General features: G+C 43.4%; 21 protein-coding genes. All 21 read left to right on the top strand.

Annotated elements, in window-relative coordinates; all coding sequences use genetic code 11:
- Positions 1–3 precede the first annotated feature (3 nt).
- The 21 genes from UB51_RS20345 to UB51_RS20245 all read left to right on the top strand — a co-directional run bounded on the left by UB51_RS20345 (position 4) and on the right by UB51_RS20245 (position 18,318).
- On the top strand, positions 4–237 hold the full coding sequence (locus tag UB51_RS20345) for an ATPase F0F1 (RefSeq protein ID WP_044878854.1): 234 nt from the start codon (positions 4–6) through the stop codon (positions 235–237).
- Entirely contained in the window at positions 230–607 is a 378-nt protein-coding gene (locus tag UB51_RS20340) for an ATP synthase subunit I (protein WP_044878853.1), read from the top strand. Before UB51_RS20345 ends, UB51_RS20340 begins: the two co-directional genes overlap by 8 nt.
- 31 nt (positions 608–638) lie before the next feature.
- A complete protein-coding gene (atpB, locus tag UB51_RS20335; RefSeq protein ID WP_044878852.1) occupies positions 639–1,400 on the top strand; it encodes a F0F1 ATP synthase subunit A in 762 nt (253 codons plus the stop codon).
- A gap of 98 nt (positions 1,401–1,498) precedes the next feature.
- Positions 1,499–1,714, top strand: coding sequence for a F0F1 ATP synthase subunit C (gene atpE / locus UB51_RS20330; RefSeq protein WP_044878851.1), 216 nt, complete (start codon positions 1,499–1,501; stop codon positions 1,712–1,714).
- A gap of 103 nt (positions 1,715–1,817) precedes the next feature.
- Entirely contained in the window at positions 1,818–2,306 is a 489-nt protein-coding gene (gene atpF / locus UB51_RS20325) for a F0F1 ATP synthase subunit B (RefSeq protein WP_044878850.1), read from the top strand.
- Positions 2,303–2,848, top strand: coding sequence for a F0F1 ATP synthase subunit delta (locus UB51_RS20320; protein ID WP_044878849.1), 546 nt, complete (start codon positions 2,303–2,305; stop codon positions 2,846–2,848). The genes atpF and UB51_RS20320 overlap by 4 nt, the downstream gene beginning before the upstream one ends.
- Positions 2,849–2,866: 18 nt before the next feature.
- Positions 2,867–4,381 (top strand): F0F1 ATP synthase subunit alpha, encoded by a 1,515-nt coding sequence (atpA, locus tag UB51_RS20315; protein WP_044878848.1) that lies wholly within the window; start codon positions 2,867–2,869, stop codon positions 4,379–4,381.
- A gap of 185 nt (positions 4,382–4,566) precedes the next feature.
- The gene (atpG, locus tag UB51_RS20310; RefSeq protein WP_044878847.1) at positions 4,567–5,427 is read left to right on the top strand and encodes an ATP synthase F1 subunit gamma; all 861 of its coding nucleotides are present in this window, start codon (positions 4,567–4,569) and stop codon (positions 5,425–5,427) included.
- 39 nt (positions 5,428–5,466) lie between these two features.
- On the top strand, positions 5,467–6,867 hold the full coding sequence (gene atpD, locus UB51_RS20305; RefSeq protein WP_044878846.1) for a F0F1 ATP synthase subunit beta: 1,401 nt from the start codon (positions 5,467–5,469) through the stop codon (positions 6,865–6,867).
- 144 nt (positions 6,868–7,011) lie between these two features.
- Positions 7,012–7,425 carry a F0F1 ATP synthase subunit epsilon gene (locus UB51_RS20300; protein WP_044878845.1) on the top strand — a complete coding sequence of 138 codons (414 nt, stop codon included), beginning with the start codon at positions 7,012–7,014 and terminating at the stop codon, positions 7,423–7,425.
- A gap of 242 nt (positions 7,426–7,667) precedes the next feature.
- Entirely contained in the window at positions 7,668–7,925 is a 258-nt protein-coding gene (locus UB51_RS20295) for a DUF1146 family protein (protein WP_044878844.1), read from the top strand.
- A 258-nt stretch (positions 7,926–8,183) separates the two neighbouring features.
- Entirely contained in the window at positions 8,184–9,530 is a 1,347-nt protein-coding gene (gene murA, locus UB51_RS20290) for a UDP-N-acetylglucosamine 1-carboxyvinyltransferase (protein WP_044878843.1), read from the top strand.
- A 333-nt stretch (positions 9,531–9,863) separates the two neighbouring features.
- The gene (spoIID, locus tag UB51_RS20285) at positions 9,864–11,207 is read left to right on the top strand and encodes a stage II sporulation protein D (RefSeq protein ID WP_082063208.1); all 1,344 of its coding nucleotides are present in this window, start codon (positions 9,864–9,866) and stop codon (positions 11,205–11,207) included.
- Positions 11,208–11,269: 62 nt separating this feature from the next.
- Positions 11,270–12,001, top strand: coding sequence for a M23 family metallopeptidase (locus UB51_RS20280; RefSeq protein ID WP_044878842.1), 732 nt, complete (start codon positions 11,270–11,272; stop codon positions 11,999–12,001).
- A gap of 231 nt (positions 12,002–12,232) precedes the next feature.
- Entirely contained in the window at positions 12,233–12,520 is a 288-nt protein-coding gene (gene spoIIID / locus UB51_RS20275; RefSeq protein ID WP_044878841.1) for a sporulation transcriptional regulator SpoIIID, read from the top strand.
- Between the two features lie 196 nt (positions 12,521–12,716).
- Complete coding sequence (locus tag UB51_RS20270) at positions 12,717–13,715, top strand: rod shape-determining protein (RefSeq protein ID WP_044880325.1); 999 nt, start codon at positions 12,717–12,719, stop codon at positions 13,713–13,715.
- A gap of 119 nt (positions 13,716–13,834) precedes the next feature.
- The gene (locus UB51_RS20265; RefSeq protein ID WP_044878840.1) at positions 13,835–14,719 is read left to right on the top strand and encodes a flagellar hook-basal body protein; all 885 of its coding nucleotides are present in this window, start codon (positions 13,835–13,837) and stop codon (positions 14,717–14,719) included.
- Positions 14,720–14,733: 14 nt separating this feature from the next.
- Entirely contained in the window at positions 14,734–15,573 is an 840-nt protein-coding gene (locus tag UB51_RS20260) for a flagellar hook-basal body protein (protein ID WP_044878839.1), read from the top strand.
- Positions 15,574–15,583: 10 nt separating this feature from the next.
- The gene (locus UB51_RS20255; protein ID WP_044878838.1) at positions 15,584–15,784 is read left to right on the top strand and encodes a DNA-directed RNA polymerase subunit beta; all 201 of its coding nucleotides are present in this window, start codon (positions 15,584–15,586) and stop codon (positions 15,782–15,784) included.
- A 328-nt stretch (positions 15,785–16,112) separates the two neighbouring features.
- Positions 16,113–16,556 carry a 3-hydroxyacyl-ACP dehydratase FabZ gene (gene fabZ, locus UB51_RS20250; RefSeq protein WP_044878837.1) on the top strand — a complete coding sequence of 148 codons (444 nt, stop codon included), beginning with the start codon at positions 16,113–16,115 and terminating at the stop codon, positions 16,554–16,556.
- Positions 16,557–16,599: 43 nt separating this feature from the next.
- Complete coding sequence (locus UB51_RS20245; RefSeq protein ID WP_044878836.1) at positions 16,600–18,318, top strand: phospho-sugar mutase; 1,719 nt, start codon at positions 16,600–16,602, stop codon at positions 18,316–18,318.
- Positions 18,319–18,337: the final 19 nt, after the last annotated feature.

The raw sequence follows: 18,337 nt of genomic DNA, 5'->3' as shown, positions 1-18,337 counted from the left end.
CACATGAATGAACCGAACAATAATAACAATATTTGGCAAACAGCGTTGCATCTTGGTACAGCTGGAGGTCTGCTATCAACCTATATTCTCATCGGATTTTTCGGAGGGAGATGGCTTAGGGGTCTGTATAATGGACCTAGTTATTGGCTGGCGATTGGAACCATTTCAGGGCTAGTTCTAGGGGCTATTCATGTTTTCGTATTGATCAAAAAATTTTTGGGGGAACAAGATGGATGATATAGCTTCCATTGTGAAGGGTGTCACCAGACTGTCATTGATTATCTTGGCAGGGTTATTAATGGGGTGGGCCCTTCATCCGGAATCCAGAATTTATTCTCTGGGTATGGCCCTGGGAATGGTAGCAGGTTTGGTAAATACTCGCTATCTCTCAGCGAAAGTCCGGAAAGTTGCACACGCCGTAGCAACCCAACAAACGAGGGCATTTAGCCTAGGCTTCATAACCCGAATTAGTTTCGCCCTTCTGGCTGTGATGTTCTCCGTGAAGATCGAACATTTTTCACTTGAACTAACCATTGCTGGACTCTTCTTACCGCAGCTTTTGACCATTCCTGTAGGTATATATTTGAGTGTGAAAAAGATGATTTAATATATTAAGCGAAAGGAGGGAATACATTTCAATGCATGAACAACCGATTATCCATGTGGGGGGACTGAATCTCGATCTATCAGCTATTTTTATGTTGCTGGTGAGTATGATCGTCGTATTCGTGTTCGTTAGGCTCTGTGTTCGTAATTTATCGGTAGAGAATCCTTCCAAGCTTCAGAATTTCATGGAATGGGTTGTGGAATTTGTTCAGGGTCTCATTGGAAGCGCAATGGACTTGAAGAAAGGGAAACCTTATATATCTTTAGGGCTTACACTGATCCTGTTCATCTTTGTATCCAACTTGTTGGGACTACCGTTTTCTATCATTACCGAAGCACATGGTCCTCAAGAAATATTTGGACACGTTATTGAAGCCACAAAAAATTTAGGGAATGGCGAACATGCTGAGATTCTTTGGTGGAAGTCACCAACGGCAGACATTAACATAACTGCGGGTCTTGCTATCGTTATCTTTATTTTAATGAATTATCTTGGACTCAAGCTGAACCGTAAACATTATTTGAGACATTATATTGAACCGTTTCCGATTTTCCTTCCATTGAATATTATTGAGAATTTATCTAAGCCAGTTGCGCTTGCAATTCGGTTATTCGCTAATATATTCGCTGGGGAAGTCCTGATTACTGTTATCCTGAAGCTTAGTTTCATAGGGATTCCGTTTCTCGCGGTTTGGCAAGGATTTAGTATATTTATAGGCGCTTTACAAGCCTTCATATTTACGATTCTGAGTATGGTGTACATCGCTCAAACAACGATTCATGAAGACCATTAATTAACTTCAGCGAACAGATTCAGAATCTATTGAATTCTTAACGCAGAAGATATTATATTACACAAATAATAAGAAGATTTTAAGGAGGATATTTAATTATGGAATTTTTAGCAGCAGCAATCGCAGTTGGTTTAGGGGCACTTGGTGCAGGTCTAGGTAACGGTATGATCGTAAGTAAAACAGTTGAATCTATTGCTCGTCAACCAGAAGCACGTAACGCACTACAAACAACGATGTTTATCGGTGTTGGTATCGTCGAAGTTATTCCGTTGGCAGCTACAGTTATCGCCTTCTTGATCATGTTCTCTTCATAATTTCGGTTGGCGGGGAGGGCCGATGCCATCCGCGCCTTCGTTTTATTCAAGTTATCAGTAAATAGATTTCATTCGTATGTTCTAACGGGAAGGAGTGACTTCAGTGGAAATTATTTGGGAGAATATCGTTATATCTATAGCTTCGTTTATCATTCTATATTGGGCGCTTAATAAATTCGCTTTTAGCAAATTATTTAGCATTATGGAGCAACGCCGCGAACTCGTTCTTAACCAATTAGAAGATGCTAAACAAACACGGGAACAAGCAACGCAATATGTTGAAGATCAAAAGGTTGCGTTGGAAGAAGCTCGTAAAGAAGCATACGATATCGTTGAACGTTCTAAACAGACAAGCAGTAAACAAGCTGAACAGATTCTTGAGGAAGCTAGCAATGCTGTGGTACGCCTTAAATCTGAGGCTGTTCGCGACATTGAAAGTGAGAAGAACAAGGCTGTTGAAGCATTGAGAAGTGAACTTGGTACTGTTTCAGTGAAAATTGCGTCCAAGCTGCTTGATAAAGAAGTCAAAATGGACAACACGCAAGAGCATCTTGTGGATCAATACCTCAAAGAGGTAGGGGGCAGATCATGAGTCGAGATACGGTAGTCGCCAAACGGTATGCTAAGGCACTGTTTGATGTGGCATCACAGGAGCAAAGAACCGTTGAAGTGGAACAGGATTTGAAAAGTATCGTGGAAGCTATCCAATCGAATCCAGATATTGAAGCGTTCCTGTCTACACCAAACATTTCCGAAGCCGATAAATTGAATGCGCTCAGTAGAGCTCTTCAAGGTAAGCTATCTCAGACTGTGATCAATACCGTGGAATTACTTGTGAAACGGCGGAGAACGAATATATTCCCCGATCTTTTAGAGAGCTACGTCAAATTCGAAGGTGAAAGCCTAGGACGGGCGGATGCCGTCGTATATTCCACTTATCAACTTGATGAACGGGAGAAAGAAACCGTGGCAGCTGAGTTTGGTCAAATTGTGCACAAAAATATTCGCGTGACCAATATTATCGATAAAAGTCTGCTCGGAGGATTGAAAGTTGTCATTGGCGATACTTTGTACGATGGAAGCTTGTCAGGCAAGCTTGCGCGTCTGGAGCAATCTTTTGCGAGACAAGCATAGTAGATAGGGGTGAAAATATTGAGTATCAGACCTGAAGAAATTAGTACGCTGATTAAAAGTCAAATTGAACAATATAAATCTGACATTGAAGTGGCAGAAGTCGGAACTGTCATTCAAGTTAGTGATGGTATCGCTCGTGTATACGGGCTTGAGAACGCAATGTCCGGGGAGCTATTGGAATTTTCCAATGGTGTAGTCGGATTGGTGCTCAACTTGGAAGAAAGTAATGTGGGTGTTGTTATTCTTGGACCTTACACTGACATTAAAGAAGGCGACCAAGTGAAACGTACGGGTCAAATTATGCAAGTACCTGTAGGTGAAGCTCTACTTGGACGAGTAGTTAATGGCCTAGGTGAGCCAATCGATGGTAAAGGACCAATTGCTGCAACGGAGTTCCGCCCGGTAGAGAGCAGTGCGCCAGGCGTTATCGATCGCAAATCGGTTCATGAACCGATGCAAACGGGAATTAAAGCTATTGATGCCATGGTACCCATTGGTCGCGGCCAACGCGAGCTTATCATTGGTGACCGTCAAACAGGTAAAACAGCAATTGCAATCGACACCATCATTAACCAAAAGGGTAATGGCGTTAAGTGTATCTATGTTGCAATCGGTCAAAAACAATCAACTGTTGCACAAGTCGTTGAGACCCTTCGTCGTCATGGCGCACTAGAGTACACGATTGTTGTTACAGCATCTGCATCAGATCCATCTCCACTACTCTATATTGCACCGTATGCAGGTTGCGCTATGGGTGAATATTTCATGTACAAAGGCGAACATGCCCTTATTATTTATGATGACTTGACTAAACAAGCATCTGCTTATCGTGAACTTTCCTTGCTACTTCGTCGTCCACCAGGTCGGGAAGCATATCCAGGGGATGTATTCTATCTGCATTCCCGTCTATTAGAGCGTGCAGCGAAGCTTAGTGATGCAATGGGTGGAGGTTCATTAACCGCACTACCGTTCATTGAAACACAAGCATCGGATGTTGCAGCCTACATTCCAACGAACGTTATCTCCATTACTGATGGACAAATCTTCTTGGAATCTGAATTGTTCTATTCAGGTCAACGCCCAGCGATTAACGTCGGTGTATCCGTATCCCGCGTAGGGGGTTCGGCACAAATTAAGGCAATGAAGAAAGTTGCAGGCGGTCTGAAGCTCGATCTTGCGCAATACCGTGAGCTTCAAGCGTTCTCCCAATTTGGTTCTGATCTAGATAAATCGACATTGGCACGTTTGAATCGTGGTGCAAGATTAATGGAAATTCTGAAACAAGGCGTAAACCAACCGCTTCAAGTTGAATATCAAGTCATCAGCTTGTATGCAGCGGTTAAGGGTCATTTGGATGATATTCCAGTATCCGAAATCCGTCGTTTTGAGAAAGAATATTTAACATTCGTTGAGAGCAATCATCCTGAAATTCTTCAATCCATTCGTGATACGAAAGATTTGACAGCAGACAACGAGACTGCGCTGAAAGATGCTATTGCGAAATTTATAAAAGGCTTTGCTGTTTCGGTTTAAGTCATAACTATAGACCGAGCCTTAGGGCTCGGTATCATTCTTTTGGAAAGAATGCTTACATGCTAGTTTTGACCTCGTCAAAACTATGTTGACGCTTATGATGCTAGTTTTGACATTAGTCAAAACGAAGTTAATGCTTTCGATGCTAGTTTTGACATTCGTCAAAACTTTGAGGTGGTGAAAACATGGCAAGAGGATTACGTGATATTAAACGCCAAATTAAGAGTGTGCAGAGTACGAAACAAATCACCAAGGCGATGGAAATGGTAGCGGCTTCGAAGCTTAGAAGAGCTCAGGAGAAGGCCCAATCAGCTCGCCCATACTCTGACAAGCTTAAAGAAGTAGTGAACAGTATTGCTGCGGCATCCGATGGAAACTCGCATCCAATGTTTGAACAACGTCCTGTTAAAAAAACAGGGTATCTGGTCATAACTTCGGATCGCGGTCTTGCTGGTGGCTATAATGCTAACATTTTGAAAAAAGTGATGGGGATTATTGCTGAACGTCATCAATCCAAAGATGAATACGTATTGTTTGTCATTGGACGTAAAGGAAGAGATTACTTCCGACGTAGAGAGATGCCTATCGTAGGAGAGCTCACAGATTTGTCGGATACACCTTCATTTGCTGACATTAAATCGATTGCTTATGCAGCGGTGCGTCAATTCGAAGAAGGTCAGATCGATGAGTTGTTCATCTGTTACAATCGTTTCGTGAATGCATTGACACAAGTTCCTGAAGCGGAACAATTGTTGCCAATGAAGACTTTAGAATCAGACAAGATCGAAGCTAATTATGAATATGAGCCGTCTGCGGCAGGTGTTCTTGAAGTGCTTCTTCCGAAATATGCTGAGACACTCATTTTTGGCGCCCTATTGGACGGTAAAGCTAGTGAACTTGGTTCGAGAATGACGGCGATGGGTAGTGCTACCAAGAACGCGACAAAAATGATCGGTGAATTACAGCTTACTTATAACCGTGCTCGCCAAGCAGCGATTACTCAAGAAATATCCGAGATTGTGGCAGGAGCAAATGCTCAATCTTAAGATCCACGCTATAGCAGATTTGTAGGAGGGAAACAAAAGATGAACAAAGGACGCGTTGTCAGCATTATGGGTGCGGTTGTCGACATCGAATTTGAACGAGGTCAACTTCCGGAGATCTTCAATGCGATTAAAATTGAAACTGTCCTACCTAATGGTAGACAGATCAATCTGACGTTAGAAGCTTCAAATCACTTGGGTGATAATAGAGTACGTTGTATTGCTATGTCAAGTACAGATGGTTTGATTCGTGGTATGGATGCTGTTGATCTAGGTTCCCCAATCTCAGTACCTGTAGGTCCTAATACATTGGGACGGGTATTTAACGTACTAGGAGAGCCAATTGACCAAGCTGGTGAAGTCGTATCTGAGGTTAAGAACCCGATTCACCGTCAAGCTCCTAAATATGATGAACTGTCAACTCAAGCTGAAATGCTTGAAACAGGTATCAAGGTTATCGACCTTCTGGCTCCGTATCAAAAAGGTGGTAAAATCGGCCTTTTCGGTGGTGCAGGTGTTGGTAAAACGGTTGCCATTCAAGAATTGATCAACAATATCGCGCAGGAACATGGTGGTATTTCCGTGTTTGCGGGTGTTGGTGAACGTACACGTGAAGGTAATGACTTGTATCATGAAATGACAGACTCTGGCGTTATCAAGAAGACGGCTATGGTATTCGGTCAAATGAATGAACCACCAGGTGCACGTCTACGTGTTGCCTTGACAGGCTTAACAATGGCAGAATATTTCCGCGATCAAGAAGGAAAAGACGTTCTTCTCTTTATTGACAATATTTTCCGGTTTACACAAGCCGGTTCAGAAGTATCCGCATTGCTCGGCCGTATGCCGTCAGCTGTAGGTTACCAACCAACACTGGCAACAGAAATGGGTCAATTGCAAGAGCGTATCACTTCTACCAAAAAAGGTTCTGTAACGTCTATTCAAGCTATTTATGTTCCTGCGGATGACTATACGGATCCAGCACCAGCAACAACATTTGCTCACTTGGATGCAACGACAAACTTGGAACGTAAAATTTCTGAGATGGGTATTTACCCTGCCGTAGATCCACTGGCATCAAGTTCCCGTATTCTTACACCGGAAGTTGTTGGTGAAGAACATTACAACGTAGCTCAAGGGGTAAAACAAATCTTGGCTCGTTATAACGAACTACAAGATATTATTGCTATCCTCGGTATGGACGAGATTAGTGAAGATGATAAATTGACAGTTGGTCGTGCGCGTAGAATCCAACGTTTCTTGTCACAACCATTCCACGTTGCTGAGCAATTTAATGGATTCCCAGGTAAATATGTAGCTGTCAAAGACACTGTGCGTAGTTTCAAGGAAATCCTTGAAGGTAAACACGATAATCTTCCTGAAGCAGCTTTCCTCTTTGTAGGAACGATTGAAGAAGCAGTTGAAAAAGCGAAGACAATGTAATGAGTCTGAGTTAGCTAATGCTTACGAAGTGAGCTATTCTTCGAATAGCTAGGCTAATGCTTACGATGTAAGCTATTCTTCGAATAGCTGAGCTAATGCTTACGAAGAAAGCTATTCTTCGAATAGCTTTTAGGAGGGGAAGACATGAGTACCATTTTACTTGAAATTGTGACGCCTGATCATACAGCCTATACTGGACAGGTTGAAGGGCTGATCGTTCGTGGTGTTGAAGGTGCACTTGGTATTTTACCCGGCCATATTCCCTTTGTAACTCCATTACAAGTAGCGCCCATCATTGTTCAATTGGGTAAAGAACAGCTCTCAATTGCAATAAGCGGTGGCTTCGTGGAAGTTCGGAAGGACAAAGTGGTTATATTGGCTGAGAGTGCTGAGCTTTCAGAGGAAATTGATGTGGAACGTGCCCGTGCTGCTCAAGAACGTGCCGAACGTCGTTTGGCTGCTCGCAGTACTCAGGATCATATTGATTTCCAACGTGCAGAGCTTGCTCTGAAGAGAGCGATGAACCGGATCGATGTATCGGGCCAGTCCGATAAATAAATATAGTATCCAAAGAACAGTCACGCTGGGTTTCCAGCGGACTGTTCTTTTTGTATGTGAAAGCACTTAACTTAAGATAGGCGCATAATGTATTGTTAATGCTTCATAAAAATTCATATGATTAGTAATCCGTTATTCCGCAAAAAATAATCCTTAACTGGATTCTTTAGCCTTTGACAAGTATGATATAAGAGTCGAACTGCATGATAACGAAAACATAGAAAGGAAATGAGAACAGAAATATGGACCTAAGCGGAGCAAATAACGTATCAGGAGTTGTTGGCGTTAGCGGTCTGGTCTCGATCGTGGTGTCACTCATATGTATTGCGCTGGCATGGTGGGCTTTACAAAATTTGAAGCTTGATTTATTCATTCGTCACCCGAAAAGTGCACAGGGTAGGCTGCTTCAGTTATTAATAGCCGTAGTTCTAGGTCACTTTGTGTCGGGCTTTATACTGGATTACATGACATGGAGTCAAATGATCAGATATATGTTTTAAGGATCCGTGTTGGGTTATATCTTTCATAGACTTATCGAATAATAACAATTCATTATGTCAACAATGTGGAATAAGTAATATTCAATAGCCTAGATAAATCCATTAAATGATGATATTAGTGATTATCAATTATAATCTGTAACTCTAAAAAACGCTTGTACACTTGAAATGAACAGTGTTATGATGGCATTTGGGAATTAACAGTGATCTTTATTAGATAACTCAAATAGAAAAATTAGGACGCGGAGGGAATCATTGATGAGCAAATTTATCGTCCGCGGTGGCAATAGATTGACCGGAAGTGTCAAAGTCAGCGGAGCAAAAAATTCAGTTCTTCCGATCATCGCTGCCTCTTTACTGGGGGAAGTTGGGCAAAGCGTTATTTATGACGCTCCTCCTCTTGACGATGTAATGACGATTAGTAAGGTGCTGGAATCATTCGGCGTAAGTGTTACTTACGACAACGAAGTGATGCATGTGAATGCAGAGTCAATAACAACTTGTGAGGCTCCTTATGAATTGATCCGCAAAATGCGCGCATCCTTTCTCGTAATGGGTCCGTTACTGACACGTATGGGTTATACCCGAATTTCATTGCCAGGTGGATGTGCAATTGGTACACGACCAATTGATCAACATCTTAAGGGATTTGAAGCACTAGGAGCTGAGATCAGCCTAGGACAAGGATACATTGAAGCGAGAAGTAATGGCAGACTACGTGGTGCCAAGATTTATTTGGACGTTGCAAGCGTAGGAGCTACTGAGAATATTATGATGGCTGCTACTTTAGCCGAAGGTGTTACGATAATTGAGAATGCGGCAAAAGAGCCGGAAATTGTCGATTTAGCTAACTATTTGAATGGAATGGGTGCCAAAGTTCGCGGTGCTGGGACGGGTATTATTCGAATCGAAGGCGTCGACCAACTGCATGGGGTGAGTCATACCGTTATTCCTGACCGAGTTGAAGCAGGTACATATATGGTTGCAGCCGCCATTACAGGCGGTGACGTGTATGTAGAGGGTGCGATTGCTGATCATTTGGGCCCCGTTATTTCGAAGATGCAAGAGATGGGTGTAACGATAGAGCCAGATGAGAACGGTGTGCGTGTGATTGCGAAGCAACCACTTCGTTCAGTAGATATTAAGACATTGCCATATCCGGGATTCCCGACAGATATGCAATCTCAAATGATGTCTCTTCTACTTGTATCTCAAGGTACGAGCGTTGTTACTGAGACGGTATTCGAGAATCGCTTCATGCATGTGGATGAGTTTCAACACATGAATGCAGAGATTAAAGTCGAAGGTCGGACAGCTATTATCACGGGCGGTGCAACATTAAACGGTGCTAAAGTATGTGCAACAGATTTACGAGCAGGTGCAGCGTTAATCTTGTTGGGACTTGTTGCTAATGGAACAACTGAGGTTGAGGGTGTGCATCATATTGATCGCGGATATGTTCATTTGGCTGAGAAGTTGTCTGCACTTGGTGCAGATATTTGGCGAATTTCCGTTAAGGACAAAGTTTCTGTCGAACAGCCTTCAATTAAAGAGACAGTGAAAGAAGATGTTAAGCGTTTCTCAGTGCAGCCAACTTGGGGGTAATGAGTGTCGTAAATAATATTTAATATTGCTCCATTATGAAGATCAGGTCCATGGGACTTGGTCTTTTTTTATAATATGAGAAAGTATAAACTCATCTATATTTTATCGATAAACCAATGTCGTCCTTCAAAGGACGATATTGGTTTATCTTTGTTGTGTATGTCTGAAAATATGGATCTTCTAGCATCCACTTCTGAATTCTGCGTTTCAGTGAATTTTCTTCTCTCTCAAAAAGGTTCTATCAGCTCTTTCAAACTCATATATTTATAAGAGTAGGAAGCGCAGAAATCATAGTAGATAGAAGAGACTAAGAAGATGGGGGTTTATTGAGAAATGAAAGATCCATATAGACAGATCAAAGTGGTTATTGAACCTGTCGGTACATTTGCGGAATCTCTTACTTCGCGTGAAGGTCAGCCTCAGGCTTCAGTAGAGCGGCACCTTAAGCTTGTACCACATTTGCGCACGGCTATGATAACAACTCCACTTTTCTCTGATGCTGCCGAGCTGCCGCAGCTAGGCTACAGCGCTCCGGTGCCTGCGAGCCGTCAAGCGGCCCGCTTCCGCCTTCGGCGATGGGGCGCAACTAAGCGCTGGTGGCGCCCCCGCAGCAGCGGTAAGTGGCGCTTGCACCCCGCCGTAGTTGCGGCGGGGGCTTTGCTAGCGCTAGCGCTGCTACTGCCCGTGCTGGTGGTGATGACTCGCCACCAGCCAACCCCACCGACACCTGATATTGCGGCGCCGGTAGTCGAGCAACCTTCCGCACCTGCGGAAGCGGAAGAACCGCAGGTATCCGTCTATTTAACGAAGAAGGGACAGATAGAGACGTTGCCGCTTGAAGAGTATGTGACGGGTGTCATCGCGGCAGAGATGCCAGCAGATTTCGAATTCGAGGCGCTCAAAGCCCAAGCCATTGCAGCTAGAACCTTTATTGTTCGTCGGTTAATGGCAGATGACAAGAGTGGAGTACCTGTAGAAGGCACAGGTGCATTGGTTACGGATACCGTGAACCATCAAGCCTATATTTCTAAAGATACCTTGGAGAAAGAATGGAAGCAGAAGGGGAAAGAAGCGCAATTAGAGAAGTTAATACGCGCTACGCAGACTAGTAGAAATATGGTTATGACATATCAAGGTAAGCCGATCACCGCTTCATTCTTCTCAACAAGTAATGGATATACAGAGAATTCAGAAGAGTATTGGACGGAAGCCATCCCTTATTTAAGGAGTGTATCGAGCCCGTGGGATAGCAAGATTGCGCCACACTATAAAGATACTATTACACTAAGCCAGAAGGAATTTTTAAATAAACTAGGGTTATCCAATAGAGCCATACCTGCATCAGCAACGGGAAGCACTAAGACTTCCAAGGATTCTCTTATTCATGTCATTTCAACTACAACAGGGCACCGGGTCAAGGAGCTGAATATTAACGGTGTTTCTTTTAGTGGACGAGAGGTACGAGAGAAGCTGGGGTTGCGTTCTAGTCAATTCACTTGGACTCTATCAGGTGAGGACATTATGATCACGACTTACGGGTACGGGCATGGTGTAGGCATGAGTCAGTGGGGGGCTAACGGGATGGCCCAAGAGGGGCATACGGCAACTCAAATTCTCAAACACTACTATACAAGCATTCAGTTCCAACAAGTTAGTAATCTATTGTCCAAAAAATAAGTTGAAAGATACGTATAAACAAATCTATCTTGGTAAACAATGGTTACTGAGGTGATACACATATGAATGAAAAAAACAAGAATCAACCCCAAGGAGATACTCCTAAATATCAAGGAGGAACGGCATCTAAGCCTTCTTCATGGAAAAGTCTGTTGTCCAAACGGTGGGTATACCCGGCAGTCTACATGGCCGCAGCAGCAATCATACTAACCTTAGTGTGGGTCTATCAGGATACCAGCCAGAAAGCACTTATCCCAGACCCCACTAAAGTGTCGGAAAACGCTGGCCTGACGACTAAGTCGGGTGTAGACGCTGTCGATCAAGAAGCTGTTGAAGTTATCGCCAAGTCAGAGAGTATAGGTTGGCCTGTAGCGGTAGCTACAGAAGTGGACATTGTGAAGCCTTACTATGATCCAAAAGGAACAGCAGAGAATCATCAAGAAGCGATGGTTCAGTACAACGAAACCTTCGAACCGAATATTGGTGTAGATCTAGCCCGTGGTGATAACAAGACATTTGAAGTCAAAGCCGCACTCAGCGGTAAAGTTACCCGTGTTGAAGCACCTACCATTTTAGGTACAGTCGTAGAATTGACACATCCTAACAACATGAGAACAGTGTACCAAAGCTTAACGGATGCCAAAGTTAAGTTGGGTGATGAAGTCAAGCAAGGGGACACCTTAGCTATGGCAGGTCGGAGTGAGATTGAGAAGGATCTTGGAAACCACTTACACTTTGAAGTGTATGACAATGGTAACTTGGTAAATCCGGCAGAAATTTTCCCGAGTAAATAAATATCATAAGTAGCAGGCTAATAAGCCTGGTTGACAAAATGGAGAAAGACAGGGATTTCCCTGTCTTTTTTGTGATTTTCAGACCTATTTTTAACAGGATAACATCCCTCAAAGGTAACATGTCCACAAAATAAATGGTCCTAACTAAGCTTGTCACACTGTGAAACCGCGAATATATAAGCACGCTCCTCATATAATGTACCAAACTATCCACAGTAGGGAGGCGGGAGCGTGCACGATTACATCAAAGAACGGACCATTAAAATTGGACGTTGTATCGTGGAGACAAGGCACACGGTCCGGACCATAGCCAAAGAATTTGGCGTTTCGAAGAGCACAGTGCATAAAGATTTGACCGAGCGTCTGCCAGAAATTAATCCTGACTTGGCTGATCAAGTGAAGAACATTCTCGAATACCACAAATCGATTCGTCATCTCAGGGGAGGCGAAGCCACCAAAATTAAGTATAAAAAAACGAACAACAAAAAAAGAGAGGCGGTTGGTGTGGTCAAAGCTTAATTTTTGGGACTGCACCATAGAAACCAAGTTGAATCAACCCCCTAAATATGATATGTTAAAAGATGGTATGAGGTCGATTTGTGTAACTGGATTATTCGAAATTAAATTGATTGTGTAGCTTGTTGTCGAATATAGTCGAGAAACACTTAAAGACATTCTGAACCATATAAAATAACATTTGGGGGCTCTTTTCATGATGCTTAGCAAGGATATTGGAATTGATCTCGGCACGGCTAATGTGCTCATTTACGTCAAGGGGAAGGGAGTGGTGTTAAACGAACCTTCTGTTGTGGCCATTGAAAGAGACACCAAAAAAGTTCTTGCTGTAGGGGAAGATGCACGTCGAATGATCGGACGTACGCCAGGCAACATTGTAGCTATTCGTCCTTTACGTGATGGCGTTATTGCTGATTTTGAAATTGCAGAAACGATGCTTAAACATTTTATCGACCGCGTGGGCGTACGTAGCTGGTATAGCCGCCCACGTATCTTGATCTGTGCACCAACGAATATCACATCTGTAGAACAGAAGTCAATTCGGGAAACTGCAGAACACAGTGGTGCCAAAGAAGTATTCCTAGAAGAAGAACCTAAAGCAGCAGCGATTGGTGCGGGTATGAATATATATGAGCCGAGTGGTAACATGGTTATCGATATCGGCGGCGGAACGACAGATGTGGCTGTGCTTTCTATGGGCGACGTCGTTACCGCCTCTTCTATTAAAGTAGCAGGGGACCAGTTTGACGATGCCATTACGAGATACATTAAGGCTAAATATAAATTGTTTATCGGCGAACGCACGGCCGAAGATATCAAGATAGGAATCGGAACGGTACGCCCTAGTGGTCGTCAAGCAGAAATGGATATCCGTGGACGAGATATGGTATCCGGCCTTCCATTAACCATAACGATTTCTTCGGGGGAAGTTCAGGAGGCACTGTGGGACGCGGTATCCACTATCGTTCTAGGAGCTAAAGCAGTATTGGAACGTACGCCACCAGAGCTATCGGCAGATATTATTGACCGCGGGGTTATTCTGACAGGTGGTGGAGCTTTACTGAATGGACTGGACGAGCTACTATCTGATGAACTTCGTGTTCCGGTATTGGTAGCAGAAGACCCGATGCATTGTGTTGTGAAGGGTACGGGAATTATGCTAGATCATTTAGATAAAGTGGTTAAGAAAAGATACTAAACTGCCGATATAAAAGTAAGGTACTACATATTAGCTTGAGCATATGCAATTTTTCAGAACGTTGGAGATTTGCTTAACGATAGATGGACTGATGAAATGAAGAAGGAGGCGTTATCTGCATGTTAAGAGGACTATATACGGCTGCTGCGGGGATGATGACTGAACAGCGACGTCACGATACGATCACGCAAAATATTGCTAATGTCAATACCACAGGGTACAAGCAGGTTGATAGTGTAGCTCGCTCCTTTCCCGAAGTATTGATTTCCGTTGTAGGTGGAGATCCGAATAATTCCGAACGCAAGTTAGGGAAGCTGAATACGGGTGTGTTTCTGGAAGAAAGCATCTCGATGTTCTTGCAGGGAGACGTAACGGAGAGCAACAAGCCAACGGACTTTGCGCTTGTATCTGAATTGGGGCGTAACGATCCAACTTCAGGGCAACCTATTGTCTTTGATGCTGGAGGCCAATATGTAGATGACGATGGGAACACCTTATTTCGTCCTCAAGCTTTTTTTACAGTGCAGGATGATGCAGGGCAAGTTCGTTATACGCGGGACGGAAGTTTCCGTGTTAGCGGAACAGGGCAGTTATTAACCTCTGCAGGCTACCAAGTGATGGATGTGAATAATCAACCGATTATGCTGACAGGTTCTGTTGAAGATCTTAGAGTGGATGGACAAGGTCGTATATTAGATCCGGCAACAGGGCAGCCCACTGGAGTTAATATTGGGATAAGTATCGTGGATAATGCCAATGAAATGGTACGGGATGGCCACGGCGTGTTCCGTATAGCTGATCCTGATGCGGCAGGTGTACGTGTGAGTGCTGCTGACGATAATATGGAAGTTAGACAGGGGTACTTGGAGAGATCCAATGTGAATTCTACACAATCCATGGTAGATATGAACCTTGCTGTGCGTGCATACGAAGCGAACCAGAAAGTGATTCAATTCTATGATCGAAGTTTGGAGAAGGCCGTGAATGAAGTGGGTAGAGTATAACAGGAGGTTAGACGATGAACAACTCCGCGATCAGCGCGATGGTTTCCTTAACAAGTATGCAGAATAGGCTCGATGTTATTGCTGATAACATTGCCAATTTGGATAATAATGGATATAAGCGTAAAGAGAGTTCTTTTGAAGATACCTTGACACGTGTGCAGAATCAGGGCAAAGATTTCAAACAACCAGGTCGGGTTACACCTTTAGGTTATAATCTCGGTTTTGGTGTCCGTCTCGCTTCGGTTACTATGAATATGGAGCAGGGTGCTCTACAAGAAACAGGTATCCCCACAGATTTGGCAATTGAAGGGAATGCGTTATTTGCAGTAGAAAGTAATGGCAATACCGCTTATACTCGTGAAGGAGCATTTCATTTCGTTCCCGACCCTGCAGATGGCGATTACATGCTATTAGTAAATAATCAGGGGGATCGAGTACTGAATAATGATGATCCATCAGTACCCGTTAGAGTGCTTGCCAACAGCAAGGTAGCCATTGACTCCACAGGTAACGTATGGACTACACTACATGGTTCTACGACAGCAAGAATTACGAACAGCTTAAGAATAGTTGAGCCACAGAAACCAGAAGGTCTGGTTCAACTATCTGATAATCTATTCACCTTGGCGGCTGGACTTACGACAGATGAAGTGTTCGGAGCAGGTTCTCCTTCTCCTACACGTGGAGATAATCCACAAGTTGCGATTCGTTCTGGATTCTTGGAGAAGTCCAATGTGGACTTAACGACAGAGATGGCGGATATGGTTCAGGTACAACGAGCTTACCAAATGGTAGCCCGTACACTGAGCTCCAGTGACACCTTGATGAACCTTGCTAACAATATGCGGGGATAAGGAGTTATTCATGAGTAAAAAGGACAAACCACCAAAGAGAAAGAAAGCCAAGTGGAAAATTGTAATTCTTTGGATGATTCCACTCTTTCTGCTCTTGTCTTTAATTGGGGGTATGACGGTAGGTTACGTTGTACTTGGTAAGGAAGAGATGTCTGAAGTGTTTCAACTTGAGACTTGGCAACACGTTATTGATCTAATATTTGCACCATAACGGGTCTGACATAGGCACTAGTTTAAGAAAACTCCTTTCTTTTGGGAGTTTTCTTTTTGTGTATGATAACTGTATAATGATGGGGGACTAGCAAGAAGAAACGGCTTCGCCGTCCTTGAAGGGGCGGTCATTGTTTCTCGTTGAAATATAACAAAGCATAGGTTCACACTTATATTTTCTTATATTTGAACAAAAGAACCTTCTCCATCAGGCATTAGATGCCTGACCGAGAAGGTCCCTTATCTGAACCTCCACTCTCTGCAGTAGATGAAGGATAATAATAGTATAACCCCATAATCTTATGGTTATTCGAGAGGAGTACATGACATTGTTAAATATCCAGCAAATTCAAGAAATTATTCCACACAGGCCGCCATTTTTACTGGTGGACAGAATTTTAGAATTAGAGAATGGTAAACGTGCTGTAGGGATCAAGAATGTAACGATCAATGAACCATTTTTCATAGGGCATTTCCCTGGATATCCTGTGATGCCGGGAGTTCTCATTACAGAAGCGTTGGCTCAAGTAGGGGCTGTCGCTATTTTGAATGTAGAGAGCAATAAAGGAAAGATCGGATTTCTGGCAAGTCTAGATAACTTCCGCTTTCGTGGGCAAGTTGTTCCCGGAGACACGCTGAGATTAGAAGTCGAGATCGTTCGTTTGAAGGGTAGCTTTGGTAAAGGGAAAGCAGTAGCTAGTGTTGAAGGTAAGGTCGTTGCTGAAGGCGAGATTATGTTTGCTTTATCAGATCCAGATCCAGTTCAATCATAACTTCTATTACATTTAATCTAGAGAAGGAAAGGCGGAAGCTTTTATGACAGTGTTAAGTCAGCAATCCAAGGATCAAATTCAGGAGTGGCTTCAAGACAAACATATTGATGAGGCTACTAAGCAGGAACTTCGAGATCTTGAGAATGAGCCAAATGAATTAGAAGATCGCTTTTATAAAGATTTGGAGTTCGGTACAGGGGGACTTCGCGGTATTATTGGTGCAGGTAGCAACCGTATTAATCGTTATACCGTTGGTAAAGCTACACAAGGTTTCGCACAGTATATTCTGGCGAAGCATGGAGAGTCTGAAGGTAAACCCTCTGTTGTTATTGCGCATGACTCCAGACATTATTCGCCTGAATTTGCTTTGGAAGCTGCGCTTGTATTGGCAGGTAATGGCATCGTTGCGAAGCTCTTTCCTTCTTTGCGTACAACACCACAATTATCGTTCAGTGTGCGTCACTTAGGGGCAACAGGTGGGATCGTAGTGACAGCAAGTCACAATCCACCCGAATATAATGGCTACAAAGTGTATAACGATCAAGGTGGACAGCTTATTCCGCACGAAGCGGAACAAGTTATTAAATACATACAAGAGGTTGAAGCTTTTGCCGCTGTGAAGCGTTTGGATCAAGCTACTGCGGAAGCAGAAGGACTACTAGTATGGCTTGGAGAGGCAGATGACGAAGCATTCGTTCACACCGTTGCACAGACCAGTGTGAATGCTGAGCTTATTCGTTCCACGTTAGGCCAAGACTTCACCATTGTGTATACTCCACTACACGGTACAGGTAATCTTCCGGTTCGCCGTGTTCTAGAGTCTGTTGGATTTACAAATGTACATGTAGTGCCTGAACAAGAACAGCCTGATGCCGAATTCTCGACAGTTAAATCACCGAACCCAGAAGAACGTGAAGCCTTTACACTGGCAATAGAACTAGGACAGAGAATAGACGCAGATATTCTAATCGGAACAGATCCCGATTGTGATCGGATGGGAGCTGTCGTTAAGAATAAGTTAGGAGAGTACGAAGTACTCTCAGGAAATCAGTCGGGTGCGATCATGATTCACTATCTACTGAGTCAATTGAAGGAAGCGGGACAGCTACCTGACAATGGACTGGTAATTAAAACTATTGTAACGAGTGAGATGGGTGCAACCATCGCCAAGTATTATGGTGCAGAAGTGATCAATACGCTGACAGGCTTTAAATATATCGGTGAGAAAATGACGCAATATGAACAATCCGGTGAGTATACGTATTTATTCGGATATGAGGAAAGCTACGGGTATTTAGCAGGTAACTATGCTAGAGACAAGGATGCCGTACTTGCTTCATTACTGATTGCAGAAGCAGGAGCTTACTACAAAGCTCAGGGTAAAACGTTATATGATGTACTACAGGAATTGTATGAGCAATTTGGTTATTTCCAAGAAAGCTTAGAATCCCGAACACTCATGGGTAAAGATGGTGTAGCCCAAATCCAGGCTAAAATGACAGATTGGCGCAGTAACCCACCGCAAGAAATTGTTGGGGTGCGTATGCAGCAGGTCCTTGATTATTCTTTAGGGCTAGAGGGTCTGCTTAAAGAAAATGTGTTGAAATTTATGCTCGAAGATGGTTCATGGTTCTGTCTAAGACCTTCGGGTACGGAACCGAAGATCAAAGTGTATTTTGCAGTTCGGGGTGAATCTATAATGGATGCACAACAACGTATTACATCATTAGCTCGTGAAGTTATGGCACGCGTAGACGCGTAAACAGCTCTGAGGACTCCTT

Source organism: Paenibacillus sp. IHBB 10380 (assembly GCF_000949425.1).
In the GTDB taxonomy this organism is placed as follows: domain Bacteria; phylum Bacillota; class Bacilli; order Paenibacillales; family Paenibacillaceae; genus Paenibacillus_AQ.
The sequence above is the reverse complement of the archived record's forward strand: the minus strand, read 5'-3'. Positions and strand labels throughout refer to the sequence as shown.

What these genes read in the sequence shown, in the direction of transcription:
- UB51_RS20345 (WP_044878854.1), top strand. Translation starts at nt 4, where the DNA reads ATGAATGAACCGAACAATAATAACAATATTTGGCAAACAGCGTTGCAT.
- UB51_RS20340 (WP_044878853.1), top strand. Translation starts at nt 230, where the DNA reads ATGGATGATATAGCTTCCATTGTGAAGGGTGTCACCAGACTGTCATTG.
- atpB (WP_044878852.1), top strand. Translation starts at nt 639, where the DNA reads ATGCATGAACAACCGATTATCCATGTGGGGGGACTGAATCTCGATCTA.
- atpE (WP_044878851.1), top strand. Translation starts at nt 1,499, where the DNA reads ATGGAATTTTTAGCAGCAGCAATCGCAGTTGGTTTAGGGGCACTTGGT.
- UB51_RS20320 (WP_044878849.1), top strand. Translation starts at nt 2,303, where the DNA reads ATGAGTCGAGATACGGTAGTCGCCAAACGGTATGCTAAGGCACTGTTT.
- atpG (WP_044878847.1), top strand. Translation starts at nt 4,567, where the DNA reads ATGGCAAGAGGATTACGTGATATTAAACGCCAAATTAAGAGTGTGCAG.
- atpD (WP_044878846.1), top strand. Translation starts at nt 5,467, where the DNA reads ATGAACAAAGGACGCGTTGTCAGCATTATGGGTGCGGTTGTCGACATC.
- UB51_RS20300 (WP_044878845.1), top strand. Translation starts at nt 7,012, where the DNA reads ATGAGTACCATTTTACTTGAAATTGTGACGCCTGATCATACAGCCTAT.
- UB51_RS20295 (WP_044878844.1), top strand. Translation starts at nt 7,668, where the DNA reads ATGGACCTAAGCGGAGCAAATAACGTATCAGGAGTTGTTGGCGTTAGC.
- murA (WP_044878843.1), top strand. Translation starts at nt 8,184, where the DNA reads ATGAGCAAATTTATCGTCCGCGGTGGCAATAGATTGACCGGAAGTGTC.
- spoIID (WP_082063208.1), top strand. Translation starts at nt 9,864, where the DNA reads ATGAAAGATCCATATAGACAGATCAAAGTGGTTATTGAACCTGTCGGT.
- UB51_RS20280 (WP_044878842.1), top strand. Translation starts at nt 11,270, where the DNA reads ATGAATGAAAAAAACAAGAATCAACCCCAAGGAGATACTCCTAAATAT.
- UB51_RS20270 (WP_044880325.1), top strand. Translation starts at nt 12,717, where the DNA reads ATGCTTAGCAAGGATATTGGAATTGATCTCGGCACGGCTAATGTGCTC.
- UB51_RS20265 (WP_044878840.1), top strand. Translation starts at nt 13,835, where the DNA reads ATGTTAAGAGGACTATATACGGCTGCTGCGGGGATGATGACTGAACAG.
- UB51_RS20260 (WP_044878839.1), top strand. Translation starts at nt 14,734, where the DNA reads ATGAACAACTCCGCGATCAGCGCGATGGTTTCCTTAACAAGTATGCAG.
- UB51_RS20255 (WP_044878838.1), top strand. Translation starts at nt 15,584, where the DNA reads ATGAGTAAAAAGGACAAACCACCAAAGAGAAAGAAAGCCAAGTGGAAA.
- UB51_RS20245 (WP_044878836.1), top strand. Translation starts at nt 16,600, where the DNA reads ATGACAGTGTTAAGTCAGCAATCCAAGGATCAAATTCAGGAGTGGCTT.